Raw genomic sequence first — 18,887 nt, 5'->3', positions numbered from 1 at the left:
TCTATTTAAATAATTCCTAACTCTGTTAATATATCTTTTTTCAATTTGCTAAGAGGTCTTCTATCAAATTTATCTTCTTCATAATGAACTCCAAAAGCCAAGCGGTAAACTTCCTCTTTGCTGAGGTTTACCCCCTCTAAAGAATCATTGAGCATATCAATGTATTTATCAGAATAGGCTTGACGTATTTTTATTAAATCTTTCACTTCGTCCTCGTGAGCCTGATAGATATTTTCTAACTCAAATAATTTTAATGACTTTTCAAATTTTTCTTTCTCATCAAACTCTCCTCTGAAACCAATTTTAATTTTATAACTATCATAATCCTTTAGTTCATAGCTAAATATTGGATTGAAATTATTTATAGGATTATATGGATGAAAATGATATTTTAAATCAGTTTTTTTTCCCCCTTTTACATTACTATTACAAATATGACAACTTGGAATTAAATTGTAAAAAGATAATGCTAATAAGGGATATTCACTTTTAGGAAACCAATGGTCAAATTCAGGACGAATTATTTTTTCTCCTTTTTGGGTTATAACAGTTTTCGTGTAAGTACGATTACAATAAGGACAAGTTGGAATATCTAATTTTTTAGCTAAATCATAAGCATTATACTTATCATAGCTTAACCAATTATCATAATGAAAAATTTTTCTAATACCTTCATCTTTACGAAATTTAGACTTTATACTATCTAATTCAGTAGGTAGTCCTATCAAAACTCTTTTTAAATTATCTTCATCTTCAAAATATTTTTTAATACTATCACTAACCCTACTTATATATTGTATCTTCATATTTTTTAAAGGAGGTTTTTCTTTAAATTGGTTACCTTTTATTTTTTTCAAGATAATATATCTCATTATACGATAATGATGTTCCCTTGCTTCTATTATATTAGCCTTAGTAATGTCTATTGGTATCATTGTTATTATTTTTTTTGATTCTGTAATTTTTCAATTTCTTTGTCTATCATATCATTATAAAATGTATTATCAGGTAGTAGCTCAGTTATCATCTCTGAGAGTTTTAACTTAATTACTCTTTCATCAATCAACTCAATTACATCTTTACAATACTCAAGTTCTTCTTCTAAAAGTACTTTACGTTTACTCTTAATATCATTAATCCAATCAATTACTTCTTTTATCTTGCTTTTAGCAAAATCGCCTATTAGTCCATCTTGTATGAAAAATGAATCAGCTAATAAGTCTGTTATGTTAGCTCCAAATGTTTTTTGAACCCTTGATGAAATTTGACATTTCTCCTCTTTTGCTTTCTTTAAAAATATTACATTATGCTTGGGAATATCAGACAAGGTTAAGGGGTCGTGAGTTGTTAAGATAATTTGCAAGTTAGGTTTAGAGTTTAGTCCTTCAAAAAAATAAGGAACAGACTGCAGTATAGTATCAATAAACCTTTTCTTCCACATAGGATGTAACCCTAAATCCGCTTCATCTAATAAAAGAATAAAGTTCTTTTTGTCAAGTAATGTAGCTGGTTTGTTTTTAAGAAAAAAGTATAACTTTGAAAAGAAGTTTAGTATAGCAAACTCACCAGAGCTCATATTTCTATAAACATTAATGCTTATAAATTCATATAGATTTAAATTCTTATCTTCATCTTTATCAAAATAGGTTACTAATTTTTTTACACACTCTCTATGTAACTTAATAATTGGTTCTATATCTTTAAGTTTGGTGTGGAGTGTTTGGTTAGTAACATCTCTTGGATTTGATATAGGCAATAAAACTTTATCTATTTCATCAAATAGTTGATAATATAAATTTTCATCAAAAATTTTCTTTTTTTTACCTACATTAGTATAAGCGTTTTTAAGAAAGAGTAAGAATAATTCTTCTGCACTATTTTTTTTATTAGTAAATAACTCTTCTTCTTCAACTTCTCCTTCCTCTAAATAAAAATTTCCAGCATCTTCTTCTAACATTCTACATATTATTGATAATATAGCCCGTATAATAAAATTTCTTAAAAGATATTTATTAACCTTATCTTGATTTGTTACATTATTATTTTTATCAAAAATCCGTATTTTATGCCTATCTTCTCCCTCCTCTTCTAATTTTTCTTTAATTTGAGTTATAATATTTCTAAATTGTGAAGGTGTATTCCAAGAATTATTATCAGATAAAAGGTCTCTAAATATTAAATCTACTTTATCATATCCTGATAATTTAAAATGTTCTGAAATTTTTTTAAAAGGTATAGAGTCCATAAATTCAATTATTCTAAGAGTATTTTTGAATTTCAACTCTTGGTGTAGCTTATACTTCCACCCCTGCCCATTAGTACCTTTTCTATCAATTTCATCTAAATCCTCTTTTATATATTCATCCAAAGATATATCATATTTATCTAATTCATAATAGTTTGGGTTATATTTTAAATCAAAATGAGGGGAATAATAAATAGACTGATAAGACTCACTTTCATTTACTTTTTCTATTTCTTTGTCAGATTCTTTTAAATAGTATTTAAAGGATGTATTAGAGTATAATACCTTTGTCTTTCCTTCAATTTCTGCTAAAACGACTGCCTCATTATGTGTAAAGCCATATGATTTAGAAAAGATACTTCTAATTATATCTAAAATAGAAGACTTCCCAACTCCGTTTTCTCCAACAATAGCACTTAGGAGTTCTATTTTAGAACCACTTTCTGAAATGTTGAAGAAGTTCGGTATATATTTCTCATTTTTCTCACGAGAAATAATTAAACTTTTACCTATTTCTTCAAATGAATACAAATATTCTCCTCCAAAATTTAGGGTTAAAGGTTTATCTGTTAAATAACTATGTTCTTTTATATAAATGCTTGCTATCATTTCATTTGCAAAAAATTTTGACAAAAGTAGTTATTATTCAACAAAAAAGCAAGCCTTTCAGCTTGCCTTTTGTTCTAAGTGTCTAACTCTTGTAACCGTTGTGCTACATCCTTATACTCTATGCTGTGTGTATAGACTTTTTGATAGAGTTGCTTTGCCTGCTCCTTCTCTCCTTTTTCTTCATAGAGATTGCCTAATAGAAACATAATGTCTATCAAATCATCATCAGGATTAGAAGTACGCAAAGGTGCTTTTTTAAGGGGTTCTATAGCTAAATCTATTTGATTCTTACCTATGAAACTATTAGCTATACCTTGCAATGCTTTTAGGAATAAATCACTGTTTTTAGGTATCTTCTGAAAGTACGAAATTGCCTTATCATAGTTCTCACAAAGGTAGTAACAATTCCCTGTCAATAGTACTTGTCTTTCATCATATTTGCGAGAAAGCAAATCTTCGTATAGCTCAATGATTTTAGGACAATCAGTCTTATCATCCTTCAGAATAAGCGTTTCTACATAAAGGAGCTTTAGCCTTTCAGAACTTGGATTTAACCTCAAAGCCTTACCAAAGCAATCGCTTGACTCTGCATACCGCCCTAAATAATACAAACAAACTCCTTTCAAATCTACTATATCAGATTCATACGGACTTAAAGGTACTTTATAGAGAGCGGTATCTAATGTAGCAACAGCTCCTTCAAAATCTCCCTTATAAAAATTAGAAATAGCCGTTTCAAGATGAGCTTTCACAACCTTCTTAGGAGAACGAGACCTTCTAACTAAGAAGAAAATCATTATCACTCCTATTACAAAAGGAATCAAACAGATAGCTATAAACTAAAGGAGAAAGGTCAAACAACCATCGCTATTACCATACTTGTTTTCATCAATAGAAAAGCCTAATAGGTTTATTCCTTGCTGATAGGAGTTTGACGATTGCGATGTGTTTCTACTTCTTAATAGGTTAGAGTGATAAGTAAGCCCTGTATTAGGAATATTGATAGTGTTATATAGCTGTCCATTGCTACTTAGTCCCAATCTGAAACCGCCAGCTCCTACACTCATTCCAACTCCTGATGTGCTAAAATTGAGTCTGAAAGCTCCGAATGATTGACTTCTACGAAAACGAAACCCCATATTATTTTACATTAGGATTGAACTCTTTTGTTTTAACATACTTTCCTACATTAGGATTGTCTTTAGAAGCAGCAGGAAAGATATACAACGTATTATAATGCATATCTGCACTATTTTCTCCTGAAAAAGATGCTATACTATGTTGAGCTAATAAGTTATTTTCCGACTTATTTAATAACTCTCCTATATTTATTCCATAATTACTATTGTAATAAAGCTCTAATGCTTTTTTATTGTCAAAAAAATCAATAGTAATTTTTCCTCCTTTTTCTGAAACAATCTTATTTATAACTCTTTCTATTTCAGTTACAAAACTATCATTTTTCAGATTGACTTTGTCTATCAAAACGAAGTAAGAAGGAGCTTTGTCATAATGAATAACAGTAGTCAAATCTTCTTGAATTTCATACTTTATTAGAGGTTCTTCTTTTTGAGCAGTTGCTGGTTCTTGCTCTGTTGTATTTTCTTCTGTCTTGATGACAATTTTAGGTTTGTTTTCTTCTTTTGAAGAAGATGTTTCAGCAGATTTAGGGACAGTAGCTCCTGCTATTGTAAATAGTACAATATAAGAAACATACCTAACTATTTTGTTTTGCCAAAAACTCACATTTTCCTTGAGTTTATCAGAAACTGTAGGTAAAAGAACAACCCCAAGAATTACAAAAGCAATTCCTGCTATAATGCTTTTTTGAGTAATAACACCTAAACCTGTTATTATCAATAATATTCCTAAAATATATTTTGCTACTTTCATAAAATGAATTGTATTTAAGATTAATAATTTGCTATTATAAGGTTCTCATAGTTTTTAGTGGGAGTTCTTGTTATTCGTTTGGTTTTCAACTTGAGCTTAAAAAATATTTCTTCAGTACCTGATTGTATCCCAATAATCTCGTTGGTGCTCTTAGAGAACTGAATATGGTCTAAATACCCTTTTCCTGTTTCTACGATAGTCTCTAATTCTTTGCCTGTTGATAGATCTAATTTTACGATTTTACGATTACCCCAATCAAAAGCATACAACTCATCATTAGCTATTACAAGTCTTTCATATCCATTAAAGGGTGCTTTTACAATCTGTTTTGTTGTCAAATTAAGTTTGAACAGACTATTCTTTCTCTCTGATGTTTCAGCATTATATTTTGTTTGTTCTCCAATAATCTCATTGGTACTTTTAGAGAAGCGAATATGACTTAAATAATCATTCCCTACCTCAGCAATAGTTTCTATCTCTTTACCTGTTTGAAGGTCTAATTTTACAATTTTATGATTACCCCTATCATAAGCATACGGCTCATTATTAGCTATTATGAGCTTCTCATAAAGATTACAAGGTAACCTTACAATTTCTTTTGTAGTTACATTAAGTTTGAATAAATAATGTCCTGAATTTCCTGATTGTATGCCTACAATTTCATTAGTACTGTTTAAGTAGTAAATACCGCTTCCTAAGTATTCCTTACCTATTTCAGCAACGGTTTCTAATTCTTTACCTGTTTGAAGGTCTAATTTTACAATTTTACTATAGGCTACATAAGCATACAAAACACTTGGTTTAGGAAGAATAGTTAGGCGACCTATACTCTTAGAAGTTTCATTGGAAGATAGAATAACTTCTCCAGATGTAGCCTCTTCAGGAATTTCTACTTTTAGATGGTTGGAGGTTACTTCTTTGATAGTCCCTTTTACTCCATTAAAAGTAATTGTGTAGGTTTGTGAAGGAATAAAATTCTCTCCTTCAATGGTAATAATATCTCCTACAATAACCTCTTGTGCAGAGAAGTTTTTAACTGTAGGAAAATTAGTTTGTTGAGGTGTAGGTTGTTCTTTTGTTGGAACTGGAGCAGGTTCATCTTTAGAACAGCTCACAATGACTCCCATACAGAACAAAGTCAAGAAGATTTTTAATGCTTTCATAAGCTAAAAAAGATAGTTTTTGAATGCTTTTCAGCCCCTAAAAGCGATTAATAATATGAAAAAAAAAGCGTGGGACTGTATAACTTAATCTTATTTGTTTCAGGTATCGCCAAACACCCACACTCTAATAAGTACAGCCCACGCCGAAGCGTGAGCGTTCTCACTTATTATTTTGTAGAGTGTTTAAAAATTTGGCGATTTTGAAACTAACAAAATAAAAGCTAAACGCTAATATGTCTTTATGTTAAAAAATAATTTTTCTGTTCTATATACTTTCTTTTTAAGAATGATGGGACAAAAGTAGTATTATTTTGTGATATTACAAAATTTTTAACAGCTGTAATTTTTTTATTCTTCGATTATCCTTCGCTGAAGGTTCGCTCATCTAATAAATAAAGAAAACTAAAGCCCCCCACTAATAGCCATATACCATTTAATTCCTCCTCTATAAGTCTTTACCCAATTTGCATATACTAAACTATCTGCATAATCAGGGCTTCTACCTAAGAGTTTTTTAATAGCTTCTTTGCTGATAATCTTCACTTTCTTATCTGAATAGATTTCATACTGAATAGACTGCAATTCTAACTTTAGAGTTTCATCAGTGAGGTTACCTATTTGTCCGTTCATCATATCTCTTCGCAATTCATAGTACATTTGTGAGCGCAAATTAAAAGGTAAAAAGGCTTCTTCATATTGGCTTTCTTCAGGCTTTGAACCGCCCTGTAATTCAATCACATCATAGCCTGCTGACTTTAAATTATCAACTACACCAGCACCCACTCCCACGCTATCTATTCCTACATAATTGGGGTCTATATTGTAGTCGTGAATAAGCTGTATGGTTCGTGTTACTATCTCTGTTATAGAAGTCTGTTCATAGCTCTCTATTAGCTCAATATTACCGTTTTTAAGAATTGTGAAGACGGTCTTATCATCTCCATACCTTGCCACATCAATCCCCATAGAAGTAACTTCTAAACCATTTTCTATCCGTTCAGCACTACTTATGATTACTTCACTTGGAATAAGCTGATTAATCATATCTAAAGCACTCCAATCAGCATAAAGATACTTCCTCAAAAACTTAGGATTATCCTTAAAGGCTTCCTTTAGAGTGATAACATACTCACTGTTTTCATCATAGTTATCTGTAGTTAAACTTTGGATATATACCTCATCAGGATTGGTAGATTGAATGAAAGTAGAAATAAGCCAACAAGGTTCAGGATTGCTGGTCAATCGCCCTTCATAGCGAGGTTTTTGCTTGTTGGGCAGCACCCAACGCAAACGAGTTTTGAGCATATTATACACCTCAACGGATACTTCATTAGCTTCATCAATCCCAAACCAACCTATCTCTAAACCTTTTATCTTTTGAAGCATTGGGTCTTTGGCTATATTGGCATCAAGAAACAGCAACTTTGAATCATTGATGAAGGTTACTTCTAAGCTCGTTTGATTAAAGCTCCTAATAATTTCCTTTGGGCAGATAGAAAAGAAGGTAACCAATGTAGTCCTACGGAGAACAGAGAGTTCCTTTCTCACAAGTACTAATCGGTTACCTTTGAATTTCATCGCATTTTTGATAGCCTCTGCACAAAGGAAATAGCTTTTTCCACCACCTAAAGCCCCTCCAAAGAGCATATACTTTGCTCTGCATTTATGAGCAATTAGTTGCTTAGGTTTAGGCTGATAATAAAGTGAAAAGTCTATTCTCATAACGATTAATTTTAATCAGGTATATTACAGATAAACTCTATATTACCTGAATGTTCTACTTCTATTTTAAATAGCCCTTGTAGGGTAGTTAATTCTTTATTCACTGACAAGGCGGTTTTGTAGTCCTTTTTCTCTATGCTCAATCTGTATAGCTCTTCATATCTTCTAACTGCTTTAGCATAATCATAAGCTACTTGCTTCTTTACTGATTGCTCTATGAGAGTTCTTGCCTTGCTGATATACTTATCTGCTTGCCTTTCTCCTATATTCCAATTTTCAGAACAATATAGAACTATAAATTCTCTGTTATTACCATTAATGAGCATTGAGGATATGGACTTTATCCGCCTTTCTATTGTGTTCTTGTCTGATTTTGGCATACCCATATTTCTTCTATTTTTTATAATCTTCCTACTATATTACAAGTTTGATAACTTATAAGCAATAAAGTTCTATATACTTGTTATCCAATAAATTAACAAAATTCTTCTTAAACTTATTGCTAAGATATTTTTCCTTTAGTTGCCTTATTTTTGACTTTATTATTTTTGTATTGCTTTTATTTAGCTTTTCTTCAACTTTTATAAAATCAGGATGTAAGGAAGCATAAAAAAGCATTCTATCTTCATCAGACATTGAACTAAAATCTACTTCTTCACTAAAGGTAACCTTTGAGAAGCTATCTTTCAAATCTTTATACAAATCCCTGATTTTGTTATTATCAGCTAAATCAGAGAGAGTTCTTATTGTTTTAGGCAACTTTCTTTTCTGATTATAACAAAATTCAACTCTAAGTGTATTTTCTGGGATTAAGACATTATTCATTATCTTAACCTGTTGGAATTTATCATAAACTTTTAAAGCATACTCACTCATCACACATTTTCTTCCATAGAAAATATGCTTATGTTTCATTTTTTCAAATTCTCGATTGTGATATTCAGCAAATAAGTTGAGGTATTCTTTTGCTGGTTTGTGGGTAGTTATATTGAAGCCATATTCTAATTTCCTAATTACAAATTGACTTGCTTCTGTCTCTAAATATTTAGTTATTATATTGATACTGTCAGTAAGTTCAGAAAAGGTGAAATCAGAATAGTTATTTCCTTTGCAGAATTTATGCAAAGAATTTGTAATCCGTATTTTATCCTCATACAGAATAACTTTCAATCCTTTAAATTCACTTTCAAAACCATTTAAAAAGCCTTTCTTGAATTTCGGTGTAAAACACAAATCTTTCCAATAGAAAGGCTCATACGATTCTGAAGAAATTTCATAAGAGAAAGGAGCTTCAATATCTACAAAATCAATCATTTTTAAAATCGTTTTTGTGCCAAAACTGATTTTGTAGCTATTTCCCTTTCTATTTCCTGATTAGTCTTATTCCTATTAGTAAGTAGCCATTCATCTATTTCGGTTCTCTTGAAATATAGTTGCTTTCCATTTGGTTTATAATAAGGAATATCTCCTTTACTTGTAAGTTTATAGACATAACTTTTAGAAAGATGTGTATATTCAGCCACCTCTTCTAAAGTTAGAATATTTTTAGCTTCTTGGGCTTGAATATCAAGTTTTCTTTCAATATTCGCTAATCTCTCTTCTATGCTTTGCATTGATTCTAAATTTGTCATAACTAATTCATTTAATTATGGCGCAAAATTAGAAAGGAAGGGAAAGAATCATTAAATACCTTTTTGAAAGGTAAACATTAAGGTAAACAATTACTTTGTAAGTTTATTTACTATATCTTCTGTAATCAACTTGAAATCAGCACTTATCTTTATCTCAATATCTGTTTTAAGAGACTTAGCTTTTTCGGTGAAAATTTCATCATTATTCTTCACAAAACAAGAGTAAAGTTGCTTATAATCAAAATTAGTTTTAGTTGAATCTATAACTTTACTCTTCTTTAGTTGCATTATGAGGTAAATAAGTTGAGTTACATTTTCATTTTTCCAAGTGATAGCTTTTTTAATTTGAGTAATTGGAGTTTCAGAAAATATAGCTTTGAAACTCTGAAAATCTATGCTATCTATTAGTTCATAGTCTATCAAAAGTTTTTTTAATTCATATATTTTGTCTTCTTTAAGCAACCATTTATAGGTAAGTTTAGAGTTTATCTTTCGTTTGGCAGGTTGAGGTTTATTGCCACCTTGCTGAATTAACTCTTCTATAAATTGCTTGATACTAAAAATATAGTCTAATAAGGCGCTATTGCTTATCCCATATATTTTTTCAAATTTAAGAACTCCAGATTCTATATCATTTAGTTCTTCAATTAAAGAATTATAAAATTCTATTTTAGTAACAAATTTTCCTTGTTTCCGTTGAGACTTATAGAAATTTCGAAATTCCGACTCAAATGTTCCGTATAGCATTTTTTCTTCCCCTGCTTCAATAAGTCTACGAGGATAAATGCTCTGTTCAATTTCAAGAACTCTTTTCTTTAAAGGTTCTACTGCAGTTCTAAATCGTGGATAGTTTTCCATAGCTTATTATTTCTTAAAATCCTCATCAAAAATACTTGCTGCTTCTCTTTTCTTTTGGTCAATAATTTTAGCATAAACCTGTGTTGTTTTCAATTCTCTGTGTCCTAACATTTTTGAGACGGTATATATTTCTACTCCTTTGGTCAATAGAAAGGTAGCAAATGTATGCCTTGCACAGTGAAAAGTGATTGTTTTAGTAATACCTGCCTTTAGAACCCAACGAGCCAAAGCCGTATTCATATAAGCACTATATTTAAGCCCTACAAAAACTTTCTCATCAGACTCTCCTTTTTCTCCCATATATTTAAGAGCAATATCAGGTATATCTAAATACTCAACACCTCTTGTTTTCTTTTGAGTAAAGTGTATTCTGTATCTATTTTCAAACTTCTGTACATCTTTCCAAGTTAATTTATTAACATCAGACCAACGCATACCTGTAAAACAGCTAAACAAAAAAGCTCTTTTCAGAATTTCATACCTACAATCTGTTTCTATAAGAGCTTCAACTTCTTCTTTTGTTAGATACTCTCTACTTGATTCATCTGCTTTAATATTCTTAATTCTCTTTGCGGGATTTTCATTAATAATTTTATCATCAAATGCTTGGTTAAGAGCGGCTTTGAGTTTGTTGAGATATGAGATAACTGAATTTTTAGCCAAAGGTTTCCCTGTCTTAGTTTTATTAGTCAATAAAAACTCCTTAAAGCCTTCACAAAATTCAGTAGTAACATCTTTGAAGGGAACTATCTTTCCTCCATATTTTACAAGTTGCTTTAGAGCACTATCCCAATTACCATAATTTCCGTTACTTTCTTTTCGTTCGTCTGTAAGTTTTTGGAAATACTCTATGAAGTTAGCATTTAGTAAATGAAGATTATTGAAACCATAAGTTCCATTTTGAATTTCTAAAATTCTTTGCGCTTTTACAGCTTCTGCAAATTTCAATTGTTCAGCATTATGCTGTTTCTCTACTTGATTCTTTGGTTTCTCATACAAGAAATAATCTAAATATTCATAATCCCTAATATGCTTAATCTTTCCTTCTTCTTTGATATATCCTTTATATATCTCCAAATATAAGGATATTTTTCCTGTTTTCTTAGAGAGTCTTTCTTTTAAATGAACTTTCATAATATTTCTATCTTTACAAATTTTACTGCAAAGGTAGTAAAAAAAAGTAAATACACAGTAAAAAACGTAAAAATAAAATCAAACAAGAGAAAACAAAAGTACTAAAATACAGTATAACTAACTGATTTATTTTACTTTATTTTTATTTTGTTTTCTCTTGTTTGACTACTTTACTTTCCTATGCAGAAGCGAGAAAATATATTCCCCAACAGTTCATCATTGGTCACTGCTCCTGTGATACTACCCAAGTGATAGAGTACTTCTCGTATATCTATAGATAACAAATCACCTGATAGATGATTAATAAGTCCTTCTTCTACTTTTTCTATTGCTTGCAAGGCATTATTCAAAGCTTCATAATGACGTATATTAGTAACAATAGAGGCATTTCCTTGAGAAGATATATATTGGGCATATTGGGCAAGTGCAGCTTCAAGTTCAGTAAGGTTTTTCTTATACCGTGCCGATATACCTATGATACGATCAATATATTTATCAGGAAATTCTTCTAATAGTTCCATTTCAAAAGGAGAAAGCCCTGTGTTTATAAAGTCTTCTGCCTTATTAAGCAAAAGAATAATTCGTACTCCTTCACGATAATTTTCTTTAATAAATTGTTTTACTTCCTCAACAGTATTTTCTTTTCGATTATATAGGTACAGAATAATCTGAGCTTTTTCCATTTTTTCTTTAGCTTTTTGCACACCTATAGCCTCTATTTGGTCACTTGTATCACGAATGCCTGCAGTGTCAATAAAGCGAAAAGCTACTCCTCCAATATGGATAGTTTCTTCAATAGTATCACGAGTTGTACCAGCTATATCAGATACTATAGCGCGTTCCTCATTCAGTAACGCATTAAGCAGGGTCGATTTACCTGCATTAGGCTTACCTACAATAGCTACAGGTATACCATTTTTAAGCACATTACCTACAGCAAATGATCGGAGCAACTTTTCAATAGTAGTTTTTATAGTACTTAATAGTGTTTTAAAGGCATCACGAGAGGCAAACTCTACATCTTCCTCAGAAAAGTCTAACTCTAATTCAATAAGAGAAGCAAAGTTAAGAAGTTCTTGTCTTAATTCTTCTATTTCAGAAGTAAAACCTCCTCTCATTTGCTGTAAAGCTACTTTATGCGAAGCCTCACTGTCTGAAGCTATAAGGTCAGCAACAGCTTCTGCTTGGTTAAGAGCCAATTTCCCATTAAGGAAAGCGCGTTTGGTAAACTCACCAGCTTCTGCAAGCCTACAACCATTAGCCAAACATAACTTGATAACTTCTTGTACTATATAGGGGCTTCCATGGCAGGAAAACTCTACTACAGGCTCTCCTGTATATGATTTTTTACCTTTGAAAATAGTAGCTAAACATTCATCTATTATTTTATTATTAGTACCTAAACTGCCTAAGTGTACGGTATGTGTAGAGGCCTCTGTAAGAGGCTGTTTGCTATAGGGTATAAAAATACGGTTGGCTATAATAATGGCATCAGTTCCAGAAAGGCGTATTACAGCAATAGCTCCTACCCCCATAGCGGTGGCAAGAGCTACTATTGTATCATTAGTATGTACTATTTTATTCATCTTAAAATGATTTAGGCGACAAAAATAGTACTTTTTTCTGAATATTCACGTATTAATTCCTATCTTTGCGCCTGCTAACAATAAAATTACAAATGGGAAATATATATCTAATACCAAATTTATTAGGAGAAAGTAGTCTTGAAGTTCTACCCTCACAAGTGGCTACCATAGTGCAATCTCTCACATACTTTGTAGTGGAGAATGAGAAATCAGCACGGAAGTTTATTAAGCAAATAGCACCCAATAAAGTACAAGCCGAGCTACAAATAGCTGTTATCAATAAGCATCACGAAACTGATTTTGCTCATTTCTTAACACCTTGTTTACAAGGGCATTCTATAGGTATTATTTCAGAAGCTGGCTGCCCAGGTATAGCCGATCCTGGTGCTGATATAGTACGTATTGCTCACCAAAAAAAAATGAGGGTAATCCCACTAGTGGGTCCCTCATCTTTATTATTAGCTATGATGTCCAGCGGACTTAATGGGCAAAACTTTGCCTTTAATGGTTATCTACCTATTGAAAAACAAGAGCGATATAAAACTCTTAAGAATTTAGAGAGTAAGGCTCGTAAAGGTCAGGCTCAGCTTTTTATTGAAACACCTTACCGTAATAATAACCTCCTCACCGATCTTACTAGTACCCTTCAACCTGATACTTTATTGTGTATAGCTTGTGATATTACACTCCCTACTGAAGAGATTTCAACCCTGCCTATTCACCAATGGAAGAAAAAAACTATTGACTTACAAAAACGCCCTACTATCTTTATTTTAGGGAGTTAATGTTCCATTTGTACTTTCTCCCAAAAATGTAAAGCAATAATGGGAAGCACCCTATCAAGGGCACCCACATAGTCAAACCTAAAGTAGGTTCAGATATATCTCGCAATATTGAAGGTACTTGAAAAACTGTCCAATCAGAAGTTACCAATAAGGCTGTAAAAAGATTGTTGGCTGTATGAAAACCAAGTGCTAATTCTAACCCATCATCCATAAGAGTGGTAATTCCTAAAAAAAGACCTGTACCTATATAATAAATCAGTAAAGTATAACCTAACTTTTCTACTTCAGGGTTAGCTATATGCATCAAACCAAAAAGTACTGAAGTGGTAAGCAGTGGCAACCACTTATTGCTTACAGTAAGCCCTAAGGCTTGTAGCAAATAACCTCTAAAAAAGACCTCTTCAAAGCCTGTTTGCAGTGGTATAAACAGAACTACTATCAACAATAATTTTAAGAAAGGTAACCACTTGAAATTCCATATATAATCTTCAGGACTAATAAATAGGTAATCTATCAAAGTAATACCTACTGTTATTCCTCCCCATAGTAAAAATGAAAACCAAAAGCGTTTCCAATCAATATTTATTCGAGCAGTAATAAGAGCTACTAAAGGTTGGCGATGTACATACTTCACCCATAATAACAATAATCCTAAAAAAATAGCAAACACTACTAAATTCTCAAATAAGAACTGTAGTTCTCCCTTTTTAGTTATTTCAGATCTAATAATAGTAGCTGTATCAAATAATTGAGCTACTAAAAAGTTCAACCCTGTAAACAAGAAGAACAGGGTTGGAACTATAATATAGAGCCATTTAGGGCTTTGTGATAATCGTGCGTTTTGTAAATACATAGCTTATTTTGTAATAACTCCTATTTCACCATACAATATTGTTTCAGCATTATCAATAGTACGTACAGCAGTAAGCCTGATATAGCGTGCCTTTTCTTCAGGAAAACTAATACGTTGTTCAATAGGGTTATTTTTAATATTACCAAATTCACCTTCACTTACTTTCTTCCAATGGGTATTATCACTACTCACTTCAAAAGTATAATGACTTATAGTACCCGATGCCCAGCGATCTTGTGAAGGCAAATAAGTAAAACCTCTTAAGCGAAGTAACTCACCTAAATCAATAGTAAGAACAGCAGGTTGTGAGCCTACTTTATGAGCAAATGAAGTATTTGGATTGTTGTCAATTACTTTATAAGAGTTCTTAGCCTCATCTGCAGAGATATTAAGTACTTCCCATAGAGTTTTAGGAACATCTAAAGCGTATGTTGCCACAGCACTGTATTGTTGTGTATTATGGTCAAAACCTACTACTTTTAGTTCAGTAGGAGCACTTACTACAAAAGGAGCTGTATAACGATTTGATTGTTTAGTGGGTTCTGTACCATCTAAAGTATAATATATTTCAGTAGCTTCATCTGCAGGAATTAAAGTAACTTCCCCTTTCTTATTACGGACTACTTTAGGAGTAAGCAATAGTATTGGTGCATTATAAAAACCTACATTACTTATAAGTGGTGAGGCTTTAGCGTCTTCTATAGTAAAACGCACTTTAGTAGCTGTAACTGCAGGAAAACGCAACAAGCGTTTATAACCAATAGTAGTTTGCTGATCTATAGTCTTCCACTGTCCATTTTGTTCATATTCTAACTTAAATTTCTTTACACGTTGTCCTAATGTAATATACTCTTGTGCCATAAAACGGTTAAATGTAGTAGGCTGTGCAAAAGTAAACTCTAATGAAGCATTTTTCACCCCTTCATTGGTTGCCCAATAGCTTTTTGTATCACTATCAATAGCATTTTCAGCTTTGAATTGTTGGTGTGATTTACGCACATCAGTAGCTTTTACAGTAGCTTGAGTAGCAAGATTATGAGCAAAGTCAGCCTCAATTACCTTTTTGAGCTCCATGAGTCTTTTAACATCATTCTCATGAACCAAACCACGACGATCTACAGGCAAGTTAAGCAATAAGCTGGCATTACGACCTACTGAACAATAATAAATATCTACCATCTTTTCTAATGGGTGCACTTGATGATCTTCGCGAGCGTGATAGTACCAACCTGGACGAATAGATACGTCTGCTTCAGCGGGTATCCAGTTTTTTCCATCTTCATCTCCTTCAGCTTGATGCTGAAAACGAGGAGCGCCAGTCAATTCAGGTCGTGAAGTAAAAGATGACCAGCTGGTAGGAGTTCCATAACCACGTTCATTACCTATCCATCGTACTTCAGGACCTTCATCACTAAATATATTGGCTTTAGGTTGCAATTTACGGATTATTTGATAGGTTTTATCCCATTGGTAATAGGTATCTGCATTAATTTTGCGAGTTTCGTTAGCTCCTCCATAGTAGCCACTACCTCCATTTGCACCATCAAACCATACCTCAAATATCTCTCCATAGTTAGTAAGTAGTTCACGTAACTGGTTATGAAAGTAAGTTACATAGGCCTCTCTACCATATTCCGCATGATTTCTATCCCATGGTGATAGGTATACCCCAAACTTTAAGCCTACCTTTTTACAGGCATCTGAGAGTTCTTTTACTACATCTCCTTTACCATTTTTCCAAGGTGAGTTCTTTACAGAATGTTCAGTGTATTTTGATGGCCATAAGCAGAAACCATCATGATGCTTAGCGGTGATGATAACACCTTTCATTCCTGCATCTTTTATCACTTTTACCCATTGGTTTGCATCTAATTGTGTAGGATTAAACAGTTTAGGATCTTCACCTCCTGTACCCCATTCCATTCCTGTAAAAGTATTCATGTTGAAATGTATAAAGGCATAATATTCCATTTCATGCCAAGGTAATTGACGCGGATGCGGTGTTGCCCCTACTGGTTTAGGAGCTTGAGTGCTCTTACAAGCCATCAAGCATAATGCTGAGGCTAAAAATAGTAATTTCTTCATAAATGTGATTAATTATTAATGACTAATTATTCTTTTTCTTTTATAAAAATATTATGTTTTTCAAATAGATTACGTGAGTTATGAATAAAGATATTCATACTATCTTTTGCTCCTTCGCTAAGGTCTTTATAGTTATCTGTTTCATATTCTTTACAGGGCAAGATTTCAAAAAGATACTTCTTATTAGGCTTAGATATACGGTTTACCCATACCAAATAATATCCTTTATCAGCTATATAGGTACCATAGCTATCTTTAAAAAGAGTAAGTTCTACCATTACACCTCCATCCGAAGGGCTTTTACGCTGATTAGACACAAAATTACCAAGTGAGTAAACCACTAATTGTTCTTTATACAATCCTGTTTGTGGTCTATATTCCATAGGTTGCACCACATGGGGGTGACCACCAATAATAATATCTACCCCATTATCAAACAAAAACTTAGCAACTTCTTCCTGCTGCTTATTCTGCTTCTGCTGATATTCTATCCCCCAGTGAATTACTACTATCAGTTTATCAAGTTTCTCTTTTTTAGCTTTTTCAATATCGTGCTTCATTAACTCTAAGTTAATGCGATTCACAATTGTAGGTTCTGGTACAGGTAAGCCATTAGTACCATAAGTATAATTTAAAATACCTACTGAAATACCATTTTTACTAAGTACCAATAAGTTATGTTTATCAAACTCTTCTTTATTCCTAAAAGTACCTGTATGGGCTATTCCTAATGAGTCCAATACATCTAAGGTACGAATAATTCCTTTTTTACCTCTATCACAAGTATGATTGTTAGATGTAACTAATACATCAATACCACTATCCCGACAGGCAGTTGCTAAAGCATCTGGAGATGAAAATTGTGGATAGCCTTTATAGGGTTTCCCTCCCAAAGTAACCTCTAAATTAGCTATAGTAAAATCAGCTTTTGCAAATTTATGCTTTATTTTAGCAAATACAGGCATATAATCGTACTGTCGAGTCTTAGCATCATAAGCTCCCTCTACCTGAGGACCATGTCCCATTATATCTCCTATAAATAATAACGATAACTTATTACCTGCCTCTTGAGCAAAAGTTACTGAAAAAAGAAAGAAAAAGAGTATTACACGTATCATTTAAAGCCTATTTTAATTTCTTTTTGTTGTTCTTTAAGCTCTTTCACATCAATATTAGTTAGTTCTGCTAATGAGTAAGGCTTATCTACTGTAAAATCTCGGTCTGTAGATCGCAAATAACTATTACATTTATCTACTGATAGTTCTTTAAACTTATATTCAGCTATGAGTCGCCCTTTACGTAATAATGCTGGATCTATTTTTGATATATCAGAATTAAATGTACATATTAACTGACATTCAATTACATCCGACAAAAATCCATCAGCTATATTTAAAATAGATGATACAACATCTGTATTGTTATTTTGGGCAGTTCGCTCGGCTATATAGTTTTCACAATCTTCCAATACCAATACTGAATTGTTATTCTCAATAAGTAACCCCATAAAAGAAGGATCTGTAAGTGAACCTATAACTGATGTTGGCACAAAAATAAACTTCTTATTCGGGATTTGGCTTGTAAGCCATTTTATGTAATTTGTTTTACCAGAACCTGCTATACCATGAAAAAGTACTACCCCCTTGCTCTCATTAGTAAGAGCATTCTTCACACGGTGATGTACCTCAATAAAATCATCATTATACATTGTTTGGAAGTCAATACTATAAGGTTTAATAGTATGCGTATGAAGATCTAAACCATCTGCAGAATTTAGCAATATTGATACTTTAGATTCTTTTGAAACATATTTTTCCAAATAATCCGAGAAGAACTTGCTCAAATTTTCTTTAGCCTTAGGGTTTGTACTATCATAGTATACACTTTTCACCTTGTATAAACCCTCTTCAAAAATTTGTCCATCATATTTATTTGATAGATTTCTGCCTACAATAAAAAACAACTCCAATTCATGATGGTAATAACATTCCTCTGCTTCATAAAGCTCATTAAGTTTAGATGAGTAATCTACCACATAAAAATCTGTACATTTATCAAGTTGTTTTAATTTATCTTTTTGTATTAGTAATACCTCATTTCTCAAACTAATAGATGGCATTAGTTCACCAAGTATACTAGTATATGGTCTCCCATAACTTACCAATAAATGCTTATCAGCTATTTTTATACTTTCTTCATCATCCTCTGTTACTAAAATATTAGTAGGACGATAAAATTTTGAATCTTTTATATTCATAAAATTCTTATCAATTCAGAGGGCAAAAATAGCACTTAATTTACAAATAAGCAAATTTATGAGTTA

Annotated in this window: 18 protein-coding genes; 1 reads left to right on the top strand and 17 read right to left on the bottom strand. The window is 32.0% G+C overall.

All coding sequences use genetic code 11. The annotated features are described in order from the left end of the window. Positions 1-5: 5 nt before the first annotated feature. The 13 genes from C4H12_RS03140 to mnmE all read right to left on the bottom strand — a co-directional run bounded on the left by C4H12_RS03140 (position 6) and on the right by mnmE (position 12,841). Complete coding sequence (locus C4H12_RS03140; protein ID WP_106097632.1) at positions 6-935, bottom strand: hypothetical protein; 930 nt, start codon at positions 933-935, stop codon at positions 6-8. Positions 936-940: 5 nt separating this feature from the next. Next, positions 941-2,854 (bottom strand): AAA family ATPase, encoded by a 1,914-nt coding sequence (locus C4H12_RS03135; RefSeq protein ID WP_106097631.1) that lies wholly within the window; start codon positions 2,852-2,854, stop codon positions 941-943. A 74-nt stretch (positions 2,855-2,928) separates the two neighbouring features. Beyond that, positions 2,929-3,606, bottom strand: coding sequence for a lipopolysaccharide assembly protein LapB (locus C4H12_RS03130; RefSeq protein WP_254424800.1), 678 nt, complete (start codon positions 3,604-3,606; stop codon positions 2,929-2,931). Positions 3,607-3,693: 87 nt separating this feature from the next. Beyond that, positions 3,694-3,993, bottom strand: a complete 300-nt coding sequence (locus C4H12_RS13805) for a DUF4236 domain-containing protein (protein WP_254424799.1) — start codon at positions 3,991-3,993, stop codon at positions 3,694-3,696. A gap of 1 nt (position 3,994) precedes the next feature. After that, positions 3,995-4,747: a hypothetical protein gene (locus C4H12_RS03125; RefSeq protein ID WP_106097630.1), complete on the bottom strand. Its 753-nt coding sequence runs from the start codon at positions 4,745-4,747 to the stop codon at positions 3,995-3,997. A gap of 20 nt (positions 4,748-4,767) precedes the next feature. After that, positions 4,768-5,910: an IPT/TIG domain-containing protein gene (locus tag C4H12_RS03120; RefSeq protein ID WP_254424798.1), complete on the bottom strand. Its 1,143-nt coding sequence runs from the start codon at positions 5,908-5,910 to the stop codon at positions 4,768-4,770. 402 nt (positions 5,911-6,312) lie between these two features. After that, positions 6,313-7,632, bottom strand: coding sequence for a phage terminase large subunit (locus tag C4H12_RS03115; RefSeq protein WP_106097629.1), 1,320 nt, complete (start codon positions 7,630-7,632; stop codon positions 6,313-6,315). Between the two features lie 11 nt (positions 7,633-7,643). Then, positions 7,644-8,012: a hypothetical protein gene (locus tag C4H12_RS03110; protein WP_254424797.1), complete on the bottom strand. Its 369-nt coding sequence runs from the start codon at positions 8,010-8,012 to the stop codon at positions 7,644-7,646. Between the two features lie 55 nt (positions 8,013-8,067). After that, positions 8,068-8,946, bottom strand: coding sequence for a hypothetical protein (locus C4H12_RS03105; protein WP_106097628.1), 879 nt, complete (start codon positions 8,944-8,946; stop codon positions 8,068-8,070). A gap of 2 nt (positions 8,947-8,948) precedes the next feature. Continuing rightward, complete coding sequence (locus C4H12_RS03100; protein WP_254424796.1) at positions 8,949-9,263, bottom strand: AlpA family transcriptional regulator; 315 nt, start codon at positions 9,261-9,263, stop codon at positions 8,949-8,951. Between the two features lie 90 nt (positions 9,264-9,353). Then, positions 9,354-10,121 carry a hypothetical protein gene (locus C4H12_RS03095; protein ID WP_106097627.1) on the bottom strand — a complete coding sequence of 256 codons (768 nt, stop codon included), beginning with the start codon at positions 10,119-10,121 and terminating at the stop codon, positions 9,354-9,356. A gap of 6 nt (positions 10,122-10,127) precedes the next feature. Then, entirely contained in the window at positions 10,128-11,255 is a 1,128-nt protein-coding gene (locus C4H12_RS03090) for a site-specific integrase (RefSeq protein WP_106097626.1), read from the bottom strand. Between the two features lie 170 nt (positions 11,256-11,425). Then, complete coding sequence (mnmE, locus tag C4H12_RS03085; RefSeq protein ID WP_106097625.1) at positions 11,426-12,841, bottom strand: tRNA uridine-5-carboxymethylaminomethyl(34) synthesis GTPase MnmE; 1,416 nt, start codon at positions 12,839-12,841, stop codon at positions 11,426-11,428. A 92-nt stretch (positions 12,842-12,933) separates the two neighbouring features. Here mnmE and C4H12_RS03080 point away from each other — a divergent pair, with 92 nt between their 5' ends. Beyond that, positions 12,934-13,626, top strand: coding sequence for an SAM-dependent methyltransferase (locus C4H12_RS03080; RefSeq protein ID WP_106097624.1), 693 nt, complete (start codon positions 12,934-12,936; stop codon positions 13,624-13,626). Here C4H12_RS03080 and C4H12_RS03075 read toward each other — a convergent pair. Genes C4H12_RS03075 through C4H12_RS03060 form a run of 4 tightly spaced genes read right to left on the bottom strand, consistent with a single transcriptional unit; the run spans position 13,610 to position 18,821 of the window. Next, the gene (locus C4H12_RS03075) at positions 13,610-14,479 is read right to left on the bottom strand and encodes a CPBP family intramembrane glutamic endopeptidase (protein ID WP_106097623.1); all 870 of its coding nucleotides are present in this window, start codon (positions 14,477-14,479) and stop codon (positions 13,610-13,612) included. The genes C4H12_RS03080 and C4H12_RS03075 overlap by 17 nt on opposite strands. 3 nt (positions 14,480-14,482) lie before the next feature. Further along, positions 14,483-16,564, bottom strand: a complete 2,082-nt coding sequence (locus tag C4H12_RS03070; RefSeq protein WP_106097622.1) for an alpha-L-fucosidase — start codon at positions 16,562-16,564, stop codon at positions 14,483-14,485. A gap of 26 nt (positions 16,565-16,590) precedes the next feature. Next, positions 16,591-17,682, bottom strand: coding sequence for a CapA family protein (locus C4H12_RS03065; RefSeq protein WP_106097621.1), 1,092 nt, complete (start codon positions 17,680-17,682; stop codon positions 16,591-16,593). Further along, a complete protein-coding gene (locus tag C4H12_RS03060) occupies positions 17,679-18,821 on the bottom strand; it encodes an AAA family ATPase (RefSeq protein WP_106097620.1) in 1,143 nt (380 codons plus the stop codon). The genes C4H12_RS03065 and C4H12_RS03060 overlap by 4 nt, the downstream gene beginning before the upstream one ends. Positions 18,822-18,887: the final 66 nt, after the last annotated feature.

The organism is Capnocytophaga sp. oral taxon 878 (assembly GCF_002999135.1).
Lineage (GTDB): Bacteria > Bacteroidota > Bacteroidia > Flavobacteriales > Flavobacteriaceae > Capnocytophaga.
The sequence above is the reverse complement of the archived record's forward strand: the minus strand, read 5'-3'. Positions and strand labels throughout refer to the sequence as shown.

Bases quoted from the DNA above. Each gene is read 5' to 3' on its own strand.
- C4H12_RS03140 (WP_106097632.1), bottom strand. From the start codon at position 935: ATGATACCAATAGACATTACTAAGGCTAATATAATAGAAGCAAGGGAA.
- C4H12_RS03135 (WP_106097631.1), bottom strand. From the start codon at position 2,854: ATGATAGCAAGCATTTATATAAAAGAACATAGTTATTTAACAGATAAA.
- C4H12_RS13805 (WP_254424799.1), bottom strand. From the start codon at position 3,993: ATGGGGTTTCGTTTTCGTAGAAGTCAATCATTCGGAGCTTTCAGACTC.
- C4H12_RS03125 (WP_106097630.1), bottom strand. From the start codon at position 4,747: ATGAAAGTAGCAAAATATATTTTAGGAATATTATTGATAATAACAGGT.
- C4H12_RS03120 (WP_254424798.1), bottom strand. From the start codon at position 5,910: ATGAAAGCATTAAAAATCTTCTTGACTTTGTTCTGTATGGGAGTCATT.
- C4H12_RS03115 (WP_106097629.1), bottom strand. From the start codon at position 7,632: ATGAGAATAGACTTTTCACTTTATTATCAGCCTAAACCTAAGCAACTA.
- C4H12_RS03110 (WP_254424797.1), bottom strand. From the start codon at position 8,012: ATGCCAAAATCAGACAAGAACACAATAGAAAGGCGGATAAAGTCCATA.
- C4H12_RS03105 (WP_106097628.1), bottom strand. From the start codon at position 8,946: ATGATTGATTTTGTAGATATTGAAGCTCCTTTCTCTTATGAAATTTCT.
- C4H12_RS03100 (WP_254424796.1), bottom strand. From the start codon at position 9,263: ATGACAAATTTAGAATCAATGCAAAGCATAGAAGAGAGATTAGCGAAT.
- C4H12_RS03095 (WP_106097627.1), bottom strand. From the start codon at position 10,121: ATGGAAAACTATCCACGATTTAGAACTGCAGTAGAACCTTTAAAGAAA.
- C4H12_RS03090 (WP_106097626.1), bottom strand. From the start codon at position 11,255: ATGAAAGTTCATTTAAAAGAAAGACTCTCTAAGAAAACAGGAAAAATA.
- mnmE (WP_106097625.1), bottom strand. From the start codon at position 12,841: ATGAATAAAATAGTACATACTAATGATACAATAGTAGCTCTTGCCACC.
- C4H12_RS03080 (WP_106097624.1), top strand. From the start codon at position 12,934: ATGGGAAATATATATCTAATACCAAATTTATTAGGAGAAAGTAGTCTT.
- C4H12_RS03075 (WP_106097623.1), bottom strand. From the start codon at position 14,479: ATGTATTTACAAAACGCACGATTATCACAAAGCCCTAAATGGCTCTAT.
- C4H12_RS03070 (WP_106097622.1), bottom strand. From the start codon at position 16,564: ATGAAGAAATTACTATTTTTAGCCTCAGCATTATGCTTGATGGCTTGT.
- C4H12_RS03065 (WP_106097621.1), bottom strand. From the start codon at position 17,682: ATGATACGTGTAATACTCTTTTTCTTTCTTTTTTCAGTAACTTTTGCT.
- C4H12_RS03060 (WP_106097620.1), bottom strand. From the start codon at position 18,821: ATGAATATAAAAGATTCAAAATTTTATCGTCCTACTAATATTTTAGTA.